The sequence below is a fragment of the Litorimonas cladophorae genome, from assembly GCF_014652455.1.
Taxonomy (GTDB): Bacteria; Pseudomonadota; Alphaproteobacteria; order Caulobacterales; family Maricaulaceae; genus Litorimonas; species Litorimonas cladophorae.
Map to the genome: position 1 here is coordinate 402,850 of NZ_BMYV01000001.1, position 22,248 is coordinate 425,097.

Genomic DNA, 22,248 nt, shown 5'->3' on the forward strand with positions numbered 1-22,248 from the left:
AACGGCATAACCAATATGGGGGGGCTAGCCATCCGCCGAATCCAGCTTTCGCTGAAAGTAACTTCTATGACAGGAAGTTTTTCTTTTGCAGTGATTCACGGTGTTTTGATTTGAGAAAAATGCAAGAAATCTCTGTTTTTTATGGTTAATTTCCACAAAATTGATTTCACCCCACCTCTTTGCAACGTCGGATTGTCGTGGCGTCATGGCCGGTATCTCACTGTGAGTATCGACTGAAGTGACGTCTGCTAATTTTTACTGGTGCCATCTTCCATCATTGGCTTTGCCTTGCACTTTGCCCTTTGACCTCTAAACCGCACTTTATGAACGATAAGGCAGACATGATCATCGTCGGAGCGGGCCTTTCGGGCTTGTTGACGGCGTGGCGCTGCCTTGATGTAAACCCCAATCTAACAGTTCAAATTCTCGAAGCTTCTGAGCGCATCGGCGGGGATCATACTTGGTCTTTCAACCTCACCGATGTGTCCGAGGAATTGCGGGATTGGATAAAACCTTTCATCGCCCATCAATGGGACCGATATGATGTGAAATTCCCAAAGCGAAAGCGTATCTTGGATATTCCCTATTGTACGGGGAATAGCGACACGTTGCGGGCCTGTGTGCAGCCGCATATCGACAGAGGACGGTTGCGGGTTTTGTTGAATACATCGGTTGAGGATATTTCTCCTGAATTTGTGGTTTTAAAGAGTGGTGAAAAACTGACGGCAACCTGCGTGTTAGATGCACGGGGTTTCGAGCTGAATGACGATGTATTTCTTGGTTATCAAAAATTCGTCGGCCACGTCATCAAAACCAAAACGCCGCATGGTGTTGAACGCCCCATCATTATGGACGCTACGGTTCCGCAGCTAGGTGGTTATCGCTTTGTCTATTGCTTGCCTTATTCTGAGACTGAACTCCTTGTTGAAGACACGTATTACACCGACGGCCCCGAATTGCAGAGCCAAGAGGTCGATGCGCGCATTAAGGACTATATCAGAGATCGCTTGAGCGTGGATCATTATGAGGTGATTAGGCGAGAGACGGGCGTTTTGCCGATTACTTTGGCTAACGATGTTCACCCTCATGCATATTTGAAAACTTCCACTAAAATAGGTATTCGTGGTGGATTTTATCACGCAGTGACAGGTTATAGCTTCCCAGATGCATTGGACCTTGCATACTGGACTGCGTGGGAATTTGAGACTGCACGAGAGACAAATTTCCCAATGGATGGTGAGCAGATGAAGTTTAATGTTGGCCTTCTGAAGAAGGTCAAAAAGAGAAACGAACGCTTCCTCCGTCTCCTTAACCGTATGCTCTTCCGCGCCGCAAAGCCCACCGAACGCTACGCTGTCCTCCAACGGTTTTACGGTCTGAACCAAGGTTTGATCGAGCGGTTTTATGCCGGCACGCTGACGCGCCGCGACAAAGCGCGCATCCTCATCGGAAAGCCGCCCGTGCCCGTACTAAAGGCGTTGTATAATTTCAGCGAGACCGCTTTTATCAAGCGCGAACGCGCTAAACGAGAATCATCTAAATGACTGAAACCATGATACGCCCCACCGCCATTGTTGTCGGCGCAGGCTTCGGCGGCATCGCGCTCGCCATTCGCCTTCAAGCGATGGGCTTCCAAACGACGCTTTTGGACAACCGCGATAAGCCAGGGGGACGCGCTTATGTGTACGAGAAGGGCGGCTTCAAATTTGATGGTGGTCCAACCGTCATTACTGATCCCGATTGTTTGCGGGAGCTGTTCGAAGTTTCGGGCAAGGAGATGGATGATTACGTCACATTACTGCCCGTCGATCCGTTCTATCGCTTGCAATGGGAAGACGGCGAAGTCCTGGATTATAATAACGACCAAGACTTCCTTGAGCAGCAAATCGCGAGCCGCAATCCTGATGATGTGGCGGGCTACCGCAAATTCCTTGCCTATTCCCAAGAGCTTTACCGCGAAGGCTATGAGAAGCTCGGAACGACGGCTTTCTTGAAAATGAGCCAGATGTTCGCCGCCGCGCCGCAACTTGTACGCCTGCGCGCTGACCGTAGTGTTTATGCCCAAGTTTCCAAATTCGTGAAGGATGAGAAGACGCGCCAGCTCCTCTCGTTCCAATCGCTTCTCGTGGGCGGTAATCCCTTTGCGACCTCTGCGATATACGGCTTGATCCATGCGCTGGAACGCAAGGGCGGCGTATGGTTTGCCAAAGGCGGCACGGGCGCTTTGGTGTCTGGTCTGATCAGCTTGTTCAAAGATATTGGCGGCGAGGTTCGTTTGAACGCCGAAGTCACTGATATTCATACCGAAGGCGACCGCGTCACGGGTGTCACAACGGCCGATGGCTGGACGATGAATGCCGATATGGTCGCGTCCAATGCCGATGTCGTCCACACTTACAAACAGTTGCTTCGGAAGCATAAGCGCGGCCAGAAATACGGCAAGGCCCTGACAAAGAAACGTCATTCCATGTCGCTCTTTGTGATTTATTTCGGTCTCGATATTCCGACGCCAGAGCATTTGAAACATCACATCATTCTGTTCGGCCAACGGTATAAGGAACTGATCGCCGAAATCTTTGGGAAGGGCGGCAAGCTCTCTGACGATTTCTCGCTTTACCTCCACGCGCCGAGCGTCACGGATTCTACGATGTCGCCCGAAGGCAAGTCTGCCTATTACGTACTCGCGCCTGTCCCGCATCTGGGCAGCGCCGATCTGGATTGGGACGAAATCGGGCCCGCTTATGCGCAAAAGATTCTCGACTATCTCGAAGTCCACGCCATTCCAGGTTTGAATGATCATCTTGAGGTCATGCACACGCTGACGCCTTTCGGCTTCCGTGATGAGATGAACAGCCATTTGGGCAGTGCCTTTTCGGTTGAACCGATTTTGACGCAATCGGCGTGGTTCCGTCCGCATAACCGCGACGACGTCATTTCCAATTTGTATGTGACAGGCGCTGGTACACATCCTGGTGCAGGAGTTCCGGGCGTCGTGGGTGCGGCGAAAGCGACGGCGGGGGTCGTTGCAGATGATTTTGCAGGCGAGCTGTCGAAAGTTAAAGCTGTTGCTGACTGGCCTGCCAATACATAGTGTGTTCGACGAAATTACCGGAATAGGAACCTGCTTATGTCTACACTTTCCATGTCGAACGCTGTGAATGCGCTGCCGCGCCTATTGGATAATCTCGCGCATATTCTCCGCAAAGCTGAAGCGAATGCGACCGAGCGCGGCATTGACGAAGCGGTGTTTATGAATGCACGTCTTGCGCCCGACATGTGGCCGCTGAGCCAACAGGTTCAGACCTGTGCCGAACTCGCCAAGAACGCGCCGTTTCGTATCGCGGGTATGGAGCCGCCAAGCTATGACGGTGCGCCGACAAGCTTTGCCGAATGTTATGCGGTATTGGAGAAAGCGAAAGCCGACATCGCGTCCGTGACGGCGGATGATTTAGACGGCAAAGAATCGCGCGAGTTTTCAGTGAAAATGGGTCCACGCGGCGAGATGGATTTCACAGGTATTTCCTATCTTTCGGGGTTCACCTTGCCGAATGTCTATTTCCACGTGACGACGGTCTATAACATTTTACGCCACAACGGCGTGCCCTTGGGTAAGATCGATTATTTTGGTGGAAATCCGTAGGCTCGGATTTGCGGCAGGCGAAAACGTCTGCCGTCCATCTGGGGAACGGCGGGTTTTGCGTTACCCGGTAAGGTGGGACGTCCGCGTGGCCAATACTCGCGACGGAGTACCGAAATAGAAAAATGTTTTACTCAAGTATGGATGTGTATGCGCTTGCTAGGCGAACACACACTGCATTCAAGCTGACGCTTAATTGCAGGACCACGCGGCAGTGTTTCTCGGGTAGCGGCCTCACTGGATTGCCCCCGTTCCAGGGGGTAAGGCACGCGCTACTCGGCCCCTCTGCACATGCATTACCAAATGCAGCTAGGCACACCGTCTTTCGGACGAGCTAGTGCAATTTACCGAAGGTAAAATGCACCAGTGCGATGTTTTTACAAACACTACACAGTCAATGATCACTTGCCTGTCCCGTGTCCGAAAGAACCATTTAAACATAGAGCCGAAATTAAAGGCGCGGATACGAAATTCACGAAAAGATCTCGAAGATTTTTCTGTGTCCGGCGAGTTTCCGCTAAGTCCCTTAAACATATCGATAATTTCGACTGAGAACTCATATAACTATGTTGTGCGTGGAAGGGAAAACCCGCGTTTTAATGAGGATTGATCTCGAGGAACACGGTATAACCTGTCGGATTCTTAAGCCACGTTACCGCATATTCATTGGTAACGTTTCTGTGATACCGCCAATTCAAACTGGAAGATGTGGCTAAGAGATCGATTCCTAAATATGAGATACCTACTGAGTGTGTGCCTTGCTTCCGTATTATTATCAGCCTGCGGCGGCGACGAAAGCGAGGCATCGGGGATCAGCCCAACGCCCGTTATAGTCAATCAGGTGCCAATTTTGGCGTCGGCCAATACCGACCAAACCGGGACAATTGGCGTAACGTTCGAATATGACGCTACCCAAGGGAACGCCAGTTTTACCGATGATGACAGTGATCCTTTAACTTACACAGTCAGCTACGATCCAGCCGCTCAAGGGCTGACGGATGCGGCAGGACTCATCTCTGGAACACCGTCATCCGAAGGCACCATCACGGTGACCATTACAGCAAGTGACGGGAAGGGCGGCAGCGCCACCGACAGTTTCGACATTGTCATTGCGCCCGCTGGGACGGACCAAAATGCTGTGATTGCGAAATTTGCAGGACGTATCGATCTGGATAATTTGGAGAATTACCAGGGCCAGACCATTCCTGATTACATCACGAAGCTCAACACGAATGGAAACCCAATTTCGGACGCGGGAGCCACTTTGGGTCGGGTTTTATTTTACGACACGGCGTTGTCTTTCGACGATTCTATCTCCTGCTCTAGCTGCCACACACAGTCGATTGGATTTACAGACTCCGATGTTGTTAGCACAGGTGTCGACGGAGGGCTCACACGCCGTCATTCTATGCGGCTGGTTAACACGCAATTCGCGCAAGAAACGAATTTCTTTTGGGATGAGCGCGCAGGCAGTCACGAAGAGCAAGAAACTCAACCTCTCACGGACCCCAATGAACACGGGTTTAGCGGTGAGAATGGCCGTCCAGATTTTGACGCACTTGTCGAAAAGTTAGAGGCGCTAGAATATTATCAGGAGCTCTTCACATTTGTTTATGGTGATGCCGAAGTTACCGAAGAACGCCTGCAATTAGCGCTGGCACAATTCACAAAAAGTATTTGGTCTTTCGATTCAAAATTTGATGAGGGGCGGGCGCAGCGAAACAATAATGCGGCCGATTTCCCTAATTTCACGGCAGATGAGAATGCAGGAAAAACGCTCTTTCTGACAGCGCCCAACCAAGGCGGCGCAGGTTGCCAAGCGTGTCACCGAGCACCAGAGTTTGATATCCGACGCGGCAGTCTTCAGAATGGCGTGGTCGGTGTTGCAGGGGCACCTGATGAGTTGGAGTTCGAGAACACCCGCTCCCCGTCACTCCGCGATGTTGCCGCTCCCGATGGAACACCAAATGGTCCGTTTATGCATGATGGGTCTCTTCAAACCCTCTTAGACGTCGTCAATCATTATGATCAAATCGAAGTGCCAACAACTGACCCAGAACTTCGCCAGCGGTTCCTAGACACAATTGACCCCTTATTGGCGCCGAATGATAATCCGCAAAACCTGAACCTATCAGATTTACAAAAGGCGCAACTCGTTGCGTTTTTGAATACGCTGTCGGGGTCCAATGTTTACACAGATGCAAAGTGGTCTGATCCGTTTTAGGCGGGTGAAACCGCTTCCCATTGGCAGCGGGTGACCTTATCCACGGCGGATGGATACTGTTGTCGCCCACGGAAATGCCTCTATCAAAAAGGGGTCTAAATCTTTTGCGCTAGCCAGCCGCGTTTTGCCACCTGCGCTGCGCGATGACGCGGCCATGCTCTATGCGTGGTGCCGATATTGCGATGACGTCATCGACGGACAGGAAATGGGCCACGGTCAAATCGAAGATTACAAAACAGGACAAAGCGAACGCTTATCCATGCTCCGCCAAGACACATCAAATGCGCTGGCGGGAAAGCCGACGGACAACCCCGTTTTCGCAGGATTGGCGCGCGTCATCAAAACCCATGACATCGATCACCGCCACCCATTTGACTTGCTCATGGGGTTCCAAATGGACGCCGAGGCGCGCGTGTATAAGTCTGTGGATGATATTCTGGATTATTCTTATCACGTCGCGGGGGTCGTTGGCGTGATGATGGCGAACATCATGGGCGTGCGCGATGAGGCGACGCTCGACCGCGCCAGTGATTTGGGTCTCGCGTTCCAGCTGACGAATATTGCACGTGACGTGATTGATGACGCCAAAGCCGACCGCGTTTTCGTCCCGCAAGAACTGTTGATCGCCGCCGGCGCGCCCATTGACGCCAAGGCCCAACTCAACCGCGAAAACTGGCCCGCGCTACATGCCGCGGCCTGTATGCAGCTGGGCATCGCGGAACAATATTACGCCAGCGCCAAAGTCGGGATCAAAGAACTTGATTTCAGATGCGCCTGGGCGATTAGCGCGGCGTTGAAAGTCTATCGCGAGATCGGCGAGAATCTACGCAAGGGCGGTCCTGAGGCTTGGGAGGGTCGTGTTGGGGCGAGCAATGGGCGGAAGATTGTATTGGCGTTGGGGGCCGTTGGCCCTGCGCTGGGAAGGAAGAATGTTGGGGTTACGGATAGGACGGGATTTTACGAACGGCCTTAAGACGATAGTATAGTTCGCGGAGCTATATGATTGGTATGGCTAAGCTGATCCCTAGATTGATAAATGGTATTCGATGCTTTTCTGCTAGCCATAAGTACGATAAATTTGCGACGTTTGGAAGTTTTGACGATACCTTCCCTTCACGGCTAGCGGTCCAGAACATTGCTGAGAGGTATTTCCTGAAACTGAGAGAGCTAGACTTTCATCTCCCAGGATTTACCGAGGTCCATATCCAATTTTATCCAGATGAGGATATGGGACCGAAACATTCGACTTCTGATGGTGTCCATCTTTGGAACCGTCAGGTTTATGTCGGATTGGATTTGTCGCTATGGTTGGATTTGAATCAGGTTGAACAAGAAGTTCAGATGATTGAGTTGATTGGTCAGGCTTGTCAGTTAGTTTCTGCAAGCGACCAATCTGATAAAATCGATACCGCTAAACTCGAGTTACTCAATCGAGGGCAGAGCCTGTCGATTAAGATATTCGAGAAGGAAGTATCCTCATATTCCGTTCGTATTGTTTGCCAAGTGCCATCAATCCTTGGACCTGTCACCAGTCAAGTGATCTATGAAGACAGGAAAACTCAACAAACTTTTCAGGCGGAGTTTGTCGATGCACTATATGTTCCTGACCTAATCCATCTTTGTGGAATTGTTATCGTGAAGTCAGGAATATTAACGATTAGTCCAAGAAAAAACGATTTCGCTTCGAGTATCTCTTGGAAATATGGAGGGCCTAAGCGGTTCACGGTTTCCAAGATGGAAAGAATTGAACTCTAATCCTGCGCGTCCAACCACTTCTCCAACCAGTGGATATTATAATCCCCAGCTTGGAATTCTGGATCGTCGATCAGCGCCTGATGCAGCGGGATTGTCGTTTGAATGCCCTCAATCACCATTTCACCGAGTGCGCGGCGCAGACGTAGGATTGCGCCTTCGCGGGTGTGTCCCCAGACGATGAGTTTACCGATCAAACTGTCGTAATGTGGCGGGACGGAATAGCCTGCATACAGGCCACTATCGAGGCGCGTATTCATGCCGCCTGGCGCGTGAAAATTCGTAACCTTGCCGGGTGAGGGCGCAAAGGTACGCGGATTTTCGGCATTGATACGGCATTCAATCGCGTGGCCTTTAAATTGAATGTCTTTTTGCTCATATCCGAGCTCGAGGCCTGCTGCGATACGGATTTGTTCGCGCACGAGGTCGATGCCGGTGATTTCTTCGGTCACAGGATGTTCGACCTGAAGACGCGTGTTCATTTCGATGAAAAAGAACTCGCCGTTCTCATAAAGGAACTCAATCGTGCCCGCGCCACGATAGCCGATCTTGCGGACAGCGGTTGCGACGACTTCGCCGATATCTTCACGCTCTTTGGCGGTCAGGGTCGGCGAGGGGGCTTCTTCGAGAACCTTCTGGTTGCGACGCTGGAGAGAGCAATCACGCTCGCCGAGATGCACAACATTGCCATGCGTATCTGCGAGAACTTGGATTTCGATGTGACGACCGCCCGTCAGGTAGCGTTCCAGATAAACTTCGCCATTCCCAAACGCTGCAATCGCTTCTTGTTGCGCCGCGGAGAGTGCTTCTTCAAGTTTCTCTGCTGTTTCCGCCAGACGCATACCGCGTCCACCGCCACCCGCGGCGGCCTTGACGAGAAGGGGGAAACCTACCTCTTTGGCCACGTCCTTGGCTTCGGCATATGTTGTCACCGAGCCCTTTGACCCAGGGACACAGGGAATACCCGCGGCCATAACGGTTTCTTTGGCGGTAATTTTATCGCCCATGATGCGGATGTGTTCGGCTGTAGGGCCGATGAAAGCCATGCCGTGCGCTTCGACGATTTCGGCAAAACGGGCATTTTCGGAGAGAAAGCCATAACCCGGATGGACCGCATCGGCGTCAGTAATTTCACAAGCCGAGATGATGGCGGGAATGTTGAGATAGCTATCGGTGGCGCTGTTCGGACCGATGCAGACGGACTCGTCGGCCAGCTTAACATGCATGGCGTCGCGGTCAGCTTCAGAATGCACAGCCACGGTGGCGATGCCCATTTCTTTACAAGCGCGGTGGATGCGCAGCGCAATTTCGCCGCGGTTCGCGATGAGGACTTTTTTGAAAAGACCTTGGTTCTTGGCGTTCGCCACGTTTCCGGACTTGGGCATGATCAAACGATGATGAAAAGGGCTTCGCCGAATTCGACGGCGCTGGCATCATCAACCAAGACTTGCTCGATCTTGCCAGATTTTGGCGCGACAATTGGGTTGAACGTCTTCATAGCTTCAATGAGCATGATCGTATCGCCTTCTTTGACTTTATCGCCGACGTTTACAAATGTCTCCGCATCGGGTGACGGGCGCGTGTAAGCTGTCCCAACCATAGGGGATTTGACCGCGCCAGGATGAGAGGCCGCGTCGCTCGGCTTTTCAACTGCCGCAACTGGCATAGAGGGCGCAGCAGCGGGAGCAGGTGCTGCGGCAGCTGGTGCGGCCATGATGTGTTGAACGCCAGAGGAGCTTGGCCCGCTTTTGGATAAGCTGATACCCAAGTCACCTTTTTGGAAGTCGATTTCAGTCAAGCTGGAGTCTTCCAGCAGCACCATGAGTTCTTTGACGAATTTCAGGTCTTTTGCGGTCGGTTCGCTATTCTCTTTTGCCATGGTCTCTCTCCTTACCATTGTCCCCCAATTTTACGGGGGTGAATCGGCTAATCGTTTGTGTCTAACAGGTTTGAGAGCGCTTGTAGCCCCAAAACATAAGAGTCTGCGCCAAATCCACTGATTGTTCCATGGACGGCCTCTGCGACATAGCTGCGACGACGAAAGCTTTCCCGTTTAGCAGGTTGAGATAAATGTATCTCAATGGACGGGACATCCACAGCTTTCAACGCGTCATGCAACGCAATCGACGTGTGTGTGTAAGCCGCTGGATTAATGACGATTCCAGCGCCATCGCGGCCTGCGGCTTGGATGAAATTGACCAGTTCGCCTTCGATGTTGGACTGAACAAACACGATTTCACGGTCCAAGGCTGCTGCGACTTCGACGCACAACTCTTTGATGTCGTCCAACGTGTCCGCGCCATAAACCTCAGGCTCGCGGGTGCCGAGCAGGTTTAAATTTGGACCGTTGATAATATGGATGGGCTTAGTCATTGATGTCCCTCTTCACGGCGTGGTAACGCGCGTTGACCCTTATTTCAACACTCGGAATTGTTGTGCACTTACTCATCAATGGCAAAGATCACGATGATCTACCTGACGGCCTAACGGTTGCGACACTTATTGCGCATTTGGGGCTGCCCGAGCGAAAAATCGCGGTTGAACGCAATCGCGAAGTCGTCCCGAAATCCGCCTATGCGGAGACGGTGCTTGAGACGAATGACGTCTTGGAAATCATACATTTTATCGGAGGTGGTTAGTTTTGCCCCAAAGCATCAAAGACCCACTCATTATCGCTGGTCGTGAATTTCAATCTCGTCTGATTATCGGAACAGGTAAATTCAAAGATTATAAAGAAAACGCCGCTGCACTCGAAGCGGCTGGCGGAGAAATGGTGACTGTTGCCATTCGTCGCGTGAACCTAGACAAGCCTGATGCACCGCTGCTCATGGATTCGATTGATCCAAAAACCACGACATATTTGCCGAATACGGCGGGATGTTTCACTGGCGACGATGCTGTGCGGACCTTGCGTTTGGCACGCGAACTTGGCGGGTGGAACCTTGTGAAGCTCGAAGTGCTGTCCAATGTTCATCTTTATCCAGATATGGCGGAAACGTTGGCGAGCCTGAAACTCCTCGTCGCGGATGGCTTTGACGTCATGGTCTATTGCACGGATGATCCCGTTTACTGTCAAAAGCTGGAGGAGGCCGGGGCTTGTGCCATTATGCCTCTGGCCGCGCCGATTGGTTCGGGCCTAGGTTTGCTCAACCCAACAAACATTCGCCTCGTCAAGGAAGCCGTTTCCGTCCCCGTCATCGTAGATGCAGGATTGGGCACAGCGTCTGAGGCCGCCGCAGCTATGGAACTCGGCGTAGACGGAATTATCGCCAACACGGCCATCGCAGGGGCGAAAGATCCCATCCGCATGGCGCGGGCCTTCAAACACGGCGTTATCGCAGGTCGTGAGGCGTTTCTGGCGGGGCGGATTGAGCGCAAACAATATGCCGTGCCAAGTTCACCGATGACAGGGTTGATAAAGTAAGAGGCAAAATCGCGTATTGTCGGCAAGTTTGCCACTTGTAATCCGCTCTAGCCATGCCGACTTGTTTGGTCTAATCGCCGCGCGACTATTGCTTAGGACCATCCCATGTCTACCGTTCTGCTTATTATTCAGCTTATCATCAGTATTATCCTGACGGGTTTGATTCTGATTCAACGTTCCGAAGGCGGCGCGCTCGGTATTGGCGGCGGCGGCGGCGGCGGATTGATGTCCGGTCGGTCGGCAACAACTTCGATTGCGCGCGTGACAGGCATTCTGGGCGCGTTTTTCATTATCAATTGCTTGGCACTTTCGGTTGTCTATCAGATCGAAAATAAGGATAACCTGATTATCGATGATGTAACTGTCTCGCAGCCCTTGACGCAGCCCGTCGATTCGTCCGAAGGGACAACCCCGTTAGCCGAGGAAACCCCGGCCGAAGATGCGGGTCCTGAAAAGGACGAGTAGGGCACTTAATCGCCTGATCTTGCAACCCGCCAGTAAATTTGAAGGCGGGCCTCTATGCCACGTTACATTTTCATCACGGGCGGCGTTGTGTCGTCTCTCGGCAAAGGTTTGGCGTCAGCTGCGCTAGGTTCTTTGCTGCAATCGCGCGGTTACAAAGTCCGCCTGCGAAAGCTCGACCCTTATCTAAACGTCGATCCGGGTACGATGAGTCCTTATCAGCATGGCGAAGTCTTTGTGACTGATGATGGTGCCGAAACCGATCTGGATCTAGGCCATTACGAACGCTTCACGGGCGTGAACGCTGCGCAGTCTGACAACATTACGACAGGGCGCATTTATTCGAACATCATCGCCAAAGAACGTCGGGGTGATTACCTGGGTGCGACGGTTCAAGTGATTCCGCATGTGACGAATGAAATCAAAGACTTCATCGCGTCTGATGCGGGCAATGTCGATTTCGTTCTGTGCGAAGTTGGGGGAACCGTAGGTGATATCGAAGGTCTTCCGTTTTTCGAGGCCCTGCGTCAGTTCAGTCAAGAGCAGCCGCGCAATAATACCTGCTTCCTACACGTCACATTGATGCCCTATATCAAAACCGCGGGCGAAATGAAGACCAAGCCGACACAGCATAGTGTCAAAGAGCTTCGTTCCATCGGTATTCAGCCTGACATTTTGCTGTGTCGCGCAGACCGTCCCATTGATCCGGGTGACCGCCGCAAGATTGCGCGCTTTACAAATGTCCGCGAGAGTTCTGTTGTTCAGGGTTTGGATGCGCGTTCGATTTATGATGTGCCATTGGCATATTACGCCGAAGGTCTGGACCGCGAAGTTCTCGCCCATTTTGATATCGAAAATCCGCCTGAGGCAGATTTGTCACGCTGGCAGGGGATTTCGGAAACACTTCATAATCCCGAAAACGGCGTCGTGAATATTGCCGTTGTCGGTAAATATACGGTGCTGCCCGACGCCTATAAGTCGATCACCGAAGCTCTGGTGCATGGCGGAATTGCAAATGATGTGAAGGTTAAAATCCACTGGGTCCAAGCTGAAGACTTCGAAACATCAGAAGCCGTTGATGTCATGATGGGAATGGACGCGATCCTCGTTCCCGGCGGGTTCGGCGAGCGCGGAACGGAAGGTAAAATCAAAGCCGTCCAATTTGCCCGCGAAAATGATGTGCCATATTTTGGCATTTGCCTCGGCATGCAAATGGCTGTCGTGGAGGCCGCTCGCCATTTGGCTGGGATTGATACCGCCAGTAGTTCAGAGTTCGGCGACGATGGCGAGAATGTTGTCGGGTTGATGACAGAGTGGACAAAGGGCAATGAACGTCTTGAACGTTCCGCGAATACGGACCTTGGTGGTACGATGCGTTTGGGCGCCTATGATGCGATCTTGGAAGAGGGCAGTTTGGTTGCCCAGGAATATGGTAGCCTAACCATTAGCGAACGCCATCGTCACCGTTATGAAGTGAACATTGATTATCGCCAAAAACTAGAGGCCGCTGGCCTAAAGTTCTCGGGCCTTTCGCCCGATGGTGTTCTGCCTGAGATCGTAGAAATCCCGGGTCACCCTTGGTTCGTTGGTGTGCAATACCATCCCGAACTCAAAAGCCGCCCCTTCGAACCGCATCCCTTGTTTAAGGGCTTCATAGCCGCAGCGGTTAAGCGAAGTCGCCTCGTTTGAGGGCGGCGTGACGCGGATTGTGACAGAAATGCAACAACCTGAATAAAGAGTCGGCCTTTTCTGGGTCTTTAGGTCGACTCTTCTAACTTTCGGTCATATCGGGCGCGCTTTAAGTCACCAAGTTGCGCCATGCGCACGAAGCCCCGGACGAATTCCATGACTCTTAAATCCCTCACTCGCTCGACAGCGTTAGCTGCGATCGCCGTTTCCTTCGCTGCGCCAGCCTTTGCACAAGACGCTGGCCTCGATGTTGTTATCTCCACAGCGCAAAAACGTGAGCAAAACGTCCAAGACGTGCCGCTCTCCGTTGCCACGGTTCCTACGGAAACACTCGACGCCTATTTGATCGCTGGCGAAGATGTTCGCGCACTCGCGACTCGTGTTCCTGGCCTTTACGCTGAAAGCTCCAATGGTCGTGTTGCACCGCGTTTCTACATTCGTGGCCTGGGCAACACAGACTTTGATTTGGCTGCGTCACAGCCCGTTTCAGTTGTCATGGATGGTATCGTTAAAGAGAACGTGATCCTGAAATCCTTCCCAATCTTCGACCAAGAGCGCGTCGAAGTTCTTCGCGGACCGCAGGGCACACTCTTCGGCCGTAACACGCCAGCAGGTATCGTGAAATTTGATAGTGTGACACCGGGTGCAGATGCGCCAAACTACGTGTCGGCCTCGTTTGGCACTTTCAATTCTACGAAAGTTGAATCTGCCATCGGCGGTACTTTCGGTGACAAAGTCGCCGTTCGCGCATCGGGCATGTATTCGCAACGTGATGATTACATCGACAATGGTTTTACAGGCGAAAATGACGTCATGGGTGGATTTGACGACATCGCTGGACGCCTACAAGTTCTCTTGACCCCAAATGACCGCATCGATCTTTTGCTGAACGTGCATTCTCGCGAGTTGGATGCCACAGCCTCATTGTTCCGCGCGAACATCCTAAGCGCGGGTAGCAATGACCTGAACGAAAACTTCGATCGCGACCGTGTTTTCTTCGATGAAGGCGACAACAACCCGCAGTCTTATTCCAACACAGGATATTCTGCGACATTGAACATCGCAGCGTCAGATACGCTCACTTTCACATCGATCACTGGGTATGAAACAGCCAACGGCTCGTCGTTAGGCGACATTGACGGTGGATCAGGCGCAGCATTCTTACCGGGCGGCTCCTTCCCAGGTAACATTCCGTTCAACTCCGCGACCCTCGACGGTGTCGATGAGTTGGACCAAATCACGCAGGAGTTCCGCCTCACATCAGACAGTGACGGTCCATGGAATTTCCAAGCCGGTATGTTCTTCTTTGACAGTGAGTTGGAAATCACGACGAACCCTTTCTTCGCACCTGCGACGACTGTGCGTCACGAGAACAACTCTTTCTCATTGTTTGGCCAAGTCTCTGTTGAAATTGATGAGCTCACCACGCTGACAGGCGGATTGCGTTACACGGATGATGAAAAGACATTCGAAGCCGTAGCTGCAAACTTCCCAGTTGACGATGTCAAAACCTCTGATGAGCAAGTCAGCTATGACCTCGCATTGGCCCGCGTTTTGACAGACGACATCAATGTTTACGCACGTATTGCTCGCGGTTTCCGCGCACCAACGATCCAAGGCCGCGATGTGGCCTTCTTTGGCGCGCCAACAACCGCCGACTCTGAGACAATCGATTCCTACGAAGTCGGTTTCAAATCTTTGATGATGGACAACCGTCTGCGTCTGAACGGCGCGTTGTATTATTACGACGCAAATGATCTGCAATTCTCTGCGATTGGTGGATTGGGTAACTTTAACCAGCTCGTCAACGCGGATGGTCGCGGTTACGGTATCGAAGCGGATATCGAATATGCGCCGACAGATAATTTTGACCTGACGGCAGGCTTTGCTTGGAATAATACGAAGATCACGGAAGATAACCTTCTGGTCGCACCATGTGGCGCTCAGTGTACGGTTCTGGACAACGTGAATGCTGACGGTCTGGCTAATGTCGAAGGCAACCCATTCCCACAGGCGCCTGAATTCACATTCAACGTGACGGCGCGTTACGGCATCGAAATGGGCAACGGGAATGAGCTTTACGGTTTCACCGATTGGGCTGTCCAAGGCGATACGAACTTCTTCCTCTATGAGTCTGCTGAGTTTAACTCCAACGGTAACTTTGAAGGCGGTTTACGCGTTGGGTATTTGATGGATGATGGCAAATATGACGTCGCATTATTCGCGCGTAACATCACGAATGAAGCCAACCTTAAGGGCGGCATCGACTTCAACAACTTGACTGGGTTCGTGAACGAGCCTCGCGTCATCGGCGTCGCAGCCCGCGCCAACTTCTAAGCTACCAGCTTACATCAAAAAATAGAGCCCGTCTCCGAGAGGAGGCGGGCTTTTTGGTTTGGAGTGAGGCGCTTAGACAGCTCCCTCAGTGTTGAGAAAAGCGGTTCGACTAAATCCCGAAACTTGTCCCGCAACCACAATTGGCTGTCGCGTTCGGATTGTTGATTTTGAACGCCGAGCCGATCAACTCATTCGTATAATCAATCTCAGAGCCTGTTATAAATTCTAGGCTCATTTCGTCGACGAGGACGCGTGCGCCGTCACGTTCAATGACGAGATCATCCTCATTGGCGCTTTCGGCGAAATCGAACTTATAAGAAAAACCAGAACAACCGCCGCCTTCCACTGCCACGCGTAGGAAATCGGTCTTGCCCATCTTCTTCATGATCGCATTGATCTGCTTGGCTGCAGAGGCGCTCAAAGTAACAGGAGTTTCAGTAGTAATTTCGGTCATGGATTCTATATAGGGCCGAACCACCGAAATGGGAACCAACACCTTGGTCAAATATCCGTCTGTCCGTCCGCTCGCAATATATGCGTCCGATCCTAACACTGCGCGCGGCCGCGCGATCGAACAACGCAGCGCTTCTGAGCGGAGCCCGTTTCAGCGTGATAAAGACCGTATCATCCATTCTTCTGCATTCCGTCGCCTGAAAGGGAAGACACAGGTCTTCGTCGCCCATGAAGGCGATTATTATCGAACGCGATTGACGCACAGCCTTGAAGTCTCGCAAATCGCACGGTCTATCGCGCGGGTTTTGGGACTGGATGAGGATTTGGCAGAATGCCTCGCGCTGGCACATGATTTAGGGCATCCGCCTTTCGGCCATTCGGGCGAATATGCGTTGGCAGCCTGCATGAAGCCCTATGGCGGCTTTGATCACAACGCACAAACCCTGCGAATCGTCACACATCTTGAAGGGCGGTATGCAGAATTTGACGGGTTGAACCTAACTTGGGAAACGCTTGAAGGTATTGCCAAACACAACGGTCCGTTGATCACCAAAGAGACTGGCGTCAAGGATCTGCCATGGGCCATGACGGCGATCCCGAATTGGGAAGCGTTGGAGCTATCAACATTTGCGGGACCCGAAGCGCAAGTCGCCGCGCTGGCCGATGACATCGCCTATAATAACCATGATCTGGACGACGGTCTGAGCGCGGGTTTGTTCTCGGTGGAAGATGTCTGCGAAGTCCCTTTTGTGGGTGAGATGTTCGCCGATGTGCGCCGTCGTTACCCAGACATCTCCGAGAGCCGCTTAATCCACGAAGCTGTTCGCGATATGATCGGCTATATGGTGGCCGATGTGTTGGAAGAGACACGCCGTCGACTTAAAGCGGCCAACCCACAAAGCGCGAATGAGATACGGAACCTAGACCATGCCGTCGTCGCATTCTCCGACGATTTCCGCGCCAAGGAAAAACCGCTTCGCGATTTCCTGTTCCAAAATATGTACAAGCACTACAAGGTGAACCGTATGATGAGTACCGCTGGACGGGTCGTGCGCGAACTTTTCGAGCTGTTTATCGTCGAGCCTGAATTACTCCCGAAACATCTGTTCGCGCAGACGGATGGACCCGAAACATCTGTGACCGCACGTGTCGTCTGCGATCACATCGCGGGGATGACAGATATGTTCGCGATCTCTGAGCATAAAAAGCTCTATCAGCCGGCAGGGTACTTTTAGAAGGTTTTGGGTTGCAAATATGGCTAAAACCTAGCTTGCACGATGTGGTAGGGATATTTTAACCTTGATCTCTATGGTGAAGTCCACACTATTTTCCGCGTTCATTTTGCGATAGCAGGACGTAAGTCACACGAGTTTTCAATGTCAGAAACACCTCCAGAGTTCTCTCCAAATCTCGAAGCCGGGCATGAAACCTTGCAGCCTTTCGATGTGCGCGAGCGCGAGGGCCTAAATCCGATGATAAAATTGGCCATGGTGGCCGCGGGGCTGCTCTTACTGGCCTTCATTGTACTGAAACTTTACACGCCGGGTGTCCGCGATCGGTCTGATCCGCCGCGCATCACAGCGGATAACACACCTTTCAAAGTAAAGCCGGAGGATGCTGGCGGCGCGCAAACGCCAAATCAAGATAAAGTCGTCTTTGACGTTATGGATGGTCAATCGCCGGGAACAGACGCTACGCCTGAACCTCTACCAGAAGCACCGATCAAGATCGTTCCGCCAAAACCCGACGTAAAAACGCCAGTAGGGACGCCGATTGTGTCAAACCCTGTCAAAGTGGATACACGCCCAAGACAGCCAACCGTTTCAGCGCCGCGCCCAACGCCATCTACGACCGCCGCAACGAGAGGCTCAGACTGGGTCGTGCAGGTCGCGTCCACCCGTTCGCAATCGGACGCAAAAGCCGTTTGGACAAATATTCAAAGCAAGTATCCAACACTCGCTGCGGGTCGTTATGCCGATGTGGTCCGCGCGGACCTTGGTGATAAGGGGATTTACTACCGAACACGCGTTGCTGGCTTAGCCGATAAATCGGCGGCCAATTCTCTTTGCAATGCCTTTAAAGCAGCGGGACAGGCTTGTTTCGTCACAAAGCGTTAAATCATGGCTGCGCCGCTTTCGTGTATTCTCGGGCTTTCCGACACGCGATTGAAAAAATCTGAATCGCTCTTCTTGCGAGACGCAAATCCGTGGGGCGTTATTCTGTTTAAGCGGAATGTCGAAAATCCCGATCAGCTGCGCAAACTGACAGGCGATATTCGCGACGCGATGGGTCGAAATACGCTAATCTTCGTTGATCAAGAAGGCGGCCGCGTTCAGCGCCTTCGCGCGCCTCATTGGCGGGCCTATCCCTCTGGGGATGATTATGCGACGATTTATCGAGCGGACCGAAGAAAGGGCCTCCGCGCCTGTTACTTGGGCCACCGCCTGATTGCTGATGACCTTCGCGCTGTTGGCATCACCTCAGATTGTGCACCTGTGTTAGACCTGCCGCAGCCGGGCTCGGACCCGATTATTTCTGATCGTGCGCTCGGGAATTGCGTTGAGCACATTATCGACATGGCGCATGCCGCAATGTCTGGCTTGATGAGCGGCGGTGTTGCACCTGTCGTCAAACATATTCCGGGTCACGGCCGCGCGACCGTCGACAGCCACAAGGCTTTGCCCAAAATCGACGCAGACCGCGCGACTCTGGAGGCCTCAGACTTTTTACCTTTCCGCCGTCTGAATGACGCGCCAATGGCAATGACCGCTCATGCGGTTTATTCCCATAATTCACGCTCTGCGGTTACTATCTCCAAGCGCTCTTTGACGGAGCTGATACGCGAAGGGATTGGCTTTGACGGCCTGTTAATGAGCGATGATTTGGACATGAAGGCACTGAAGGGCGACCTTACGCTTAAAACCCAGCGCGCATTGAATGCGGGCTGTGACATCGCGCTGCAATGTTCGGGGGCGCTGGCCGATGGCGTCAATGTTGCCAAAGGTGCGATGACATTGTCAGGACGCGCGTTAATGCGGGCAACGATTGCTGATAATTGCGCCGACGTTGTCACCGAATTTGACCGCGCACCGGCAGAGGCCGAGTTCGATACGCTGATGTCGGCTGTGGCGACATGATTGAAGACTTTCAAGAAGACCTAAAGTTTGAGGCTGCGGATGACGCAGCGGATGAGGGCGAAGGCCTTGTTCTGGATCTGGACGGATATGGTGGCCCGCTCCATCTGCTGTTGGAATTGGCCCGCAAACAAAAAGTCGATTTAGCGCGTTTGTCTATTCTGGATTTGGCAGAGCAATATATCGCCTTCATTAAATCGGCGCAGGATTTGCGCATTGAACTCGCTGCGGACTATCTCGTCATGGCGGCGTGGCTTGCCTATTTGAAATCCCGGTTGATTCTGCCGCGAGAGGCAGATGACAAAGAACCTGAGGCGGAAGAATTGGCCGCGCACCTCGCTTTTCGTCTGGAACGATTGGAGGCTATGCGTCGCGCTGTCGAGGGTCTTCACCGTTTGCCGATCACCGGCACAGCTATACAGGTCAGGGGAGCCCCCGAGGGATTGCGCAGTCGGACCTCGCCGATCTTTGAGGCAGAGATTTTCGATCTCTTAAAGGCTTATGGCACGACCCGGTCTCGTGCGGCGATCCGAAACCACAAACTGCCGCGTCCGCGTGTGATGAGCTTGGATGATGCGAGAAATCGATTGCGCCGTGCGCTTACCGCAACAGGAATTGATATGACCGAGTGGGTTGAGCTGGACGGCTTACTCCCTGACGGCGCGGAAATTGGCGTGGATGGCGTTCCGCAGGCGTCCGTTCGGGCAAGCTCGCTATTGGCAGGGTTGGAACTGGCCAAAGAGGGCCAAATTGAATTGCGGCAGTTAAAGGCGTTTGCGCCTATTTTTCTGCGTGGGCGCGAAAAAGGTGATGAAGCATGAGCAAAACATCGGACCGGATTAACAAAGTAGCCGCAGCGATTGAGACGGATGTGATCGCTTTGACAGGTCGTCTGGAAACGTCGGGCGACATAGATACGAATCTTCGCCTACTTGAAGCTCTGTTATTTGCGGCTGTGGAGCCTATAGACGTACCCACCTTGCGCGAACGTATGCCTGAAAACGCTGATGTTGGGGCGTTGATTGCGCGTCTCGTACGCGATTATGAGGGACGCGGAGTGAATTTGGTGCGCGTCGCGGATCGCTGGCGTTTTCAGACTGCGCCTGATTTGGCCGCCAATCTCATTGATGTGAAGGAAGCACGTCGGAAACTTTCGAATGCGGCGTTGGAAACGCTGGCTATCGTGGCCTATCATCAACCTGTCACGCGTGCGGAAATTGAAGATGTTCGCGGTGTGGCTGTCTCCAAAGGTACGCTTGATGTTCTGATGGAGTTGGGTTGGTTGCGATTGCGCGGACGTCGCCGCTCGCCGGGTCGTCCGGTGACTTATGGCACGACAGACGCCTTTCTTGCGCATTTCAATCTGGAAACCATTGCTGATCTACCTGGGCGTGATGATCTGAAGGCCGCGGGCTTGCTAGATCCGCGTCTTCCAAAAGATTTCGAAATGCCAGAGCCGATGATGATGGATGACCTCAGCGTAGACGAAGATCCATTGGATGACGAAGATGATCCGTCATTCTTCGAGGACTTTCTGGACGAGGGCGATACGAACGCATAAAGCGGGTTGAAGGTCGGGGCGCAGTTCTGTACCTTTGAATTCAAGTTAAAGGAACTTCGCAATGCCACATTGGTCTGGTCTTCTCATTATCGCTGTTATTCTGCTTCTCATTTTTGGCAGAGGCGGAAAAATTTCGTCAATTATGGGCGATATGGGCAAGGGCATCAGTTCCTTCCGCAAAGGTCTGAAGGAAAATGTCGAGGACATGACCGATGCGGCAGATGACGCCCTTGATGTCACGCCAAAGGGTGAAGACATCAAAGTAAAGAAAAAGCGCTAAGCGACACGTTGTTAAAGGGCTGAGAGCCCATGCTCCCTTCCATTGGATTTCCAGAAATGATGGTGATCGTCCTATTGGCGATTATCTTCGTTGGACCCAAAGATTTGCCCGCCTTGATGCGGACAGTTGGCCAATGGATTGCGCGTATCCGGGCCATGGGCAACGAGTTTAAATCCGCTTTTGACGATATGGGGATGGACGCCGAGGTGGCCTCTATCCGTCGCGAAATTGAGGAAATGAAAAACCTCGGCAAGCTAGACCCAGAACTTGACGGGGAAATGAAAGCGCTGAACGCGGAGTTACGCGAGGCGACCGACCTGTCATCCCCGCACAAGCCCGCGCCCTCCAAACCCAAATCTGAAACAGATGGCGCCCAGTCACCCGAGGATACGTCTTCAGATGACTAAAAAGATTGAACAAACGGATGAGGTGGCCGCAAGCGAGGCGCCGCTGTTGGATCATTTATTAGAGCTGCGGTCGCGTTTGATCAAAATGTGTCTGGCCGTGGTTGTTGGTTGTATCCTTTGTGCCCCATTCTTACGCCAGATTATCGCGTTCTTGATGGAGCCTTTTGAAAAAGCACTCGTGCGCTACAACATTGGCTTAGTGGAGAAGGGATTGGACCCAATCGATTTGGGTCTTATCGCGACGCACCCGCTAGAAACCTTTTTTGTCAAAATGAAAATCGCACTTTTTGGCGGCGTTATTCTTGCTTTTCCTGTCATTGCCTTTCAGGTCTACCGTTTTATCGCGCCGGGCCTCTACAAGACGGAACGTGGCGTGTTCTTGCCCTATCTGATTTTGTCGCCTGTGCTCTTTTTCCTGGGGTCAACGATGGTTTTTCTTTTCGTTTTCCCATTTGTGATGGAATTTGCGTTGAACCAGCAGCAGTTGGGCGCAGGAGAAACCATTGAGCTGATGACCAAAGTTAGTGATTATCTCTCGCTGTCTATGGTTCTGTTTCTCGCCTTCGGCTTAGCATTTCAGCTTCCCGTCGTGTTGACGCTTTTGGCGCGTATTGGCGTCGTATCTGCGGCGGGTCTGCGAAAAGGCCGAAAATATGCGGTGCTTGGTATTGCCGTATTCGCGGCTTTTGCGACGCCACCTGACCCAATTACACAATTTATTTTGGGCGGAGCGATCTATATGCTCTACGAGATCTCAATTTTAGCCGTTTCATTGCTACAACGCCCAAAAGTAGAGGGCTCACCCGAGGCAGCTGAGACTTAATAGGTCCGGCTTAGGCTTTCATTAATCACGTTCCTTCATAGTCAATTGGTAAATTTTGCTTGCGA

23 protein-coding genes are annotated in these 22,248 nt (G+C 52.3%); 19 read left to right on the top strand and 4 right to left on the bottom strand.

Going from position 1 to position 22,248, the window contains the following annotated elements:
• The first annotated feature begins 323 nt into the window (after nucleotides 1–323).
• From crtY to IE073_RS02040, 6 genes are all read left to right on the top strand, one after another.
• A complete protein-coding gene (gene crtY / locus IE073_RS02015) occupies nucleotides 324–1,544 on the top strand; it encodes a lycopene beta-cyclase CrtY (protein WP_189580650.1) in 1,221 nt (406 codons plus the stop codon).
• A gap of 8 nt (nucleotides 1,545–1,552) precedes the next feature.
• Nucleotides 1,553–3,091: a phytoene desaturase gene (locus tag IE073_RS02020; protein WP_189583698.1), complete on the top strand. Its 1,539-nt coding sequence runs from the start codon at nucleotides 1,553–1,555 to the stop codon at nucleotides 3,089–3,091.
• Between the two features lie 36 nt (nucleotides 3,092–3,127).
• Entirely contained in the window at nucleotides 3,128–3,640 is a 513-nt protein-coding gene (locus IE073_RS02025; RefSeq protein ID WP_233349735.1) for a DUF1993 domain-containing protein, read from the top strand.
• Between the two features lie 730 nt (nucleotides 3,641–4,370).
• On the top strand, nucleotides 4,371–5,861 hold the full coding sequence (locus IE073_RS02030) for a cytochrome c peroxidase (protein ID WP_189580653.1): 1,491 nt from the start codon (nucleotides 4,371–4,373) through the stop codon (nucleotides 5,859–5,861).
• Between the two features lie 49 nt (nucleotides 5,862–5,910).
• Nucleotides 5,911–6,834: a phytoene/squalene synthase family protein gene (locus IE073_RS02035; protein ID WP_189580656.1), complete on the top strand. Its 924-nt coding sequence runs from the start codon at nucleotides 5,911–5,913 to the stop codon at nucleotides 6,832–6,834.
• A 35-nt stretch (nucleotides 6,835–6,869) separates the two neighbouring features.
• Entirely contained in the window at nucleotides 6,870–7,616 is a 747-nt protein-coding gene (locus IE073_RS02040; RefSeq protein WP_189580659.1) for a hypothetical protein, read from the top strand.
• Here the strand turns inward: IE073_RS02040 and accC are convergent.
• Genes accC through aroQ form a run of 3 tightly spaced genes read right to left on the bottom strand, consistent with a single transcriptional unit; the run spans nucleotide 7,613 to nucleotide 9,986 of the window.
• Nucleotides 7,613–8,998, bottom strand: a complete 1,386-nt coding sequence (gene accC / locus IE073_RS02045; RefSeq protein ID WP_189580662.1) for an acetyl-CoA carboxylase biotin carboxylase subunit — start codon at nucleotides 8,996–8,998, stop codon at nucleotides 7,613–7,615. The two genes, IE073_RS02040 and accC, sit on opposite strands and share 4 nt — an antisense overlap.
• A 2-nt stretch (nucleotides 8,999–9,000) precedes the next feature.
• On the bottom strand, nucleotides 9,001–9,492 hold the full coding sequence (gene accB, locus IE073_RS02050) for an acetyl-CoA carboxylase biotin carboxyl carrier protein (RefSeq protein WP_189580665.1): 492 nt from the start codon (nucleotides 9,490–9,492) through the stop codon (nucleotides 9,001–9,003).
• Between the two features lie 47 nt (nucleotides 9,493–9,539).
• Nucleotides 9,540–9,986, bottom strand: coding sequence for a type II 3-dehydroquinate dehydratase (gene aroQ, locus IE073_RS02055; protein ID WP_189580668.1), 447 nt, complete (start codon nucleotides 9,984–9,986; stop codon nucleotides 9,540–9,542).
• A 62-nt stretch (nucleotides 9,987–10,048) separates the two neighbouring features.
• On the opposite strand from aroQ, the gene thiS reads away from it, so the two are divergent.
• From thiS to IE073_RS02080, 5 genes are all read left to right on the top strand, one after another.
• Nucleotides 10,049–10,252, top strand: coding sequence for a sulfur carrier protein ThiS (thiS, locus tag IE073_RS02060; RefSeq protein WP_189580671.1), 204 nt, complete (start codon nucleotides 10,049–10,051; stop codon nucleotides 10,250–10,252).
• Between the two features lie 2 nt (nucleotides 10,253–10,254).
• Nucleotides 10,255–11,037, top strand: a complete 783-nt coding sequence (locus tag IE073_RS02065; RefSeq protein ID WP_267905557.1) for a thiazole synthase — start codon at nucleotides 10,255–10,257, stop codon at nucleotides 11,035–11,037.
• A gap of 105 nt (nucleotides 11,038–11,142) precedes the next feature.
• The gene (gene secG, locus IE073_RS02070) at nucleotides 11,143–11,502 is read left to right on the top strand and encodes a preprotein translocase subunit SecG (protein WP_189580675.1); all 360 of its coding nucleotides are present in this window, start codon (nucleotides 11,143–11,145) and stop codon (nucleotides 11,500–11,502) included.
• Nucleotides 11,503–11,556: 54 nt separating this feature from the next.
• Nucleotides 11,557–13,188 (top strand): CTP synthase, encoded by a 1,632-nt coding sequence (pyrG, locus tag IE073_RS02075; RefSeq protein WP_189580678.1) that lies wholly within the window; start codon nucleotides 11,557–11,559, stop codon nucleotides 13,186–13,188.
• 156 nt (nucleotides 13,189–13,344) lie between these two features.
• Nucleotides 13,345–15,525: a TonB-dependent receptor gene (locus IE073_RS02080; RefSeq protein WP_189580681.1), complete on the top strand. Its 2,181-nt coding sequence runs from the start codon at nucleotides 13,345–13,347 to the stop codon at nucleotides 15,523–15,525.
• A 109-nt stretch (nucleotides 15,526–15,634) separates the two neighbouring features.
• Here IE073_RS02080 and erpA read toward each other — a convergent pair whose 3' ends face one another.
• Nucleotides 15,635–15,979, bottom strand: coding sequence for an iron-sulfur cluster insertion protein ErpA (gene erpA, locus IE073_RS02085; protein WP_189580685.1), 345 nt, complete (start codon nucleotides 15,977–15,979; stop codon nucleotides 15,635–15,637).
• 28 nt (nucleotides 15,980–16,007) lie between these two features.
• Between erpA and IE073_RS02090 the strand changes: the two genes are divergently transcribed.
• The 8 genes from IE073_RS02090 (at nucleotide 16,008) to tatC (ending at nucleotide 22,183) form a co-directional block, all read left to right on the top strand.
• Nucleotides 16,008–17,213, top strand: coding sequence for a deoxyguanosinetriphosphate triphosphohydrolase (locus IE073_RS02090; protein WP_189580688.1), 1,206 nt, complete (start codon nucleotides 16,008–16,010; stop codon nucleotides 17,211–17,213).
• Nucleotides 17,214–17,354: 141 nt separating this feature from the next.
• Complete coding sequence (locus tag IE073_RS02095; protein ID WP_189580690.1) at nucleotides 17,355–18,095, top strand: SPOR domain-containing protein; 741 nt, start codon at nucleotides 17,355–17,357, stop codon at nucleotides 18,093–18,095.
• A 3-nt stretch (nucleotides 18,096–18,098) separates the two neighbouring features.
• On the top strand, nucleotides 18,099–19,115 hold the full coding sequence (gene nagZ, locus IE073_RS02100) for a beta-N-acetylhexosaminidase (protein ID WP_189580693.1): 1,017 nt from the start codon (nucleotides 18,099–18,101) through the stop codon (nucleotides 19,113–19,115).
• Complete coding sequence (locus IE073_RS02105) at nucleotides 19,112–19,933, top strand: segregation and condensation protein A (RefSeq protein WP_189580695.1); 822 nt, start codon at nucleotides 19,112–19,114, stop codon at nucleotides 19,931–19,933. Before nagZ ends, IE073_RS02105 begins: the two co-directional genes overlap by 4 nt.
• Nucleotides 19,930–20,673 (top strand): SMC-Scp complex subunit ScpB, encoded by a 744-nt coding sequence (gene scpB / locus IE073_RS02110; protein ID WP_189580698.1) that lies wholly within the window; start codon nucleotides 19,930–19,932, stop codon nucleotides 20,671–20,673. Before IE073_RS02105 ends, scpB begins: the two co-directional genes overlap by 4 nt.
• Before the next feature lie 61 nt (nucleotides 20,674–20,734).
• The gene (locus IE073_RS02115) at nucleotides 20,735–20,953 is read left to right on the top strand and encodes a twin-arginine translocase TatA/TatE family subunit (RefSeq protein WP_189580701.1); all 219 of its coding nucleotides are present in this window, start codon (nucleotides 20,735–20,737) and stop codon (nucleotides 20,951–20,953) included.
• 29 nt (nucleotides 20,954–20,982) lie between these two features.
• Entirely contained in the window at nucleotides 20,983–21,360 is a 378-nt protein-coding gene (gene tatB / locus IE073_RS02120) for a Sec-independent protein translocase protein TatB (RefSeq protein ID WP_189580704.1), read from the top strand.
• On the top strand, nucleotides 21,353–22,183 hold the full coding sequence (gene tatC, locus IE073_RS02125) for a twin-arginine translocase subunit TatC (RefSeq protein WP_189580707.1): 831 nt from the start codon (nucleotides 21,353–21,355) through the stop codon (nucleotides 22,181–22,183). The genes tatB and tatC overlap by 8 nt, the downstream gene beginning before the upstream one ends.
• Nucleotides 22,184–22,248 lie beyond the last annotated feature (65 nt).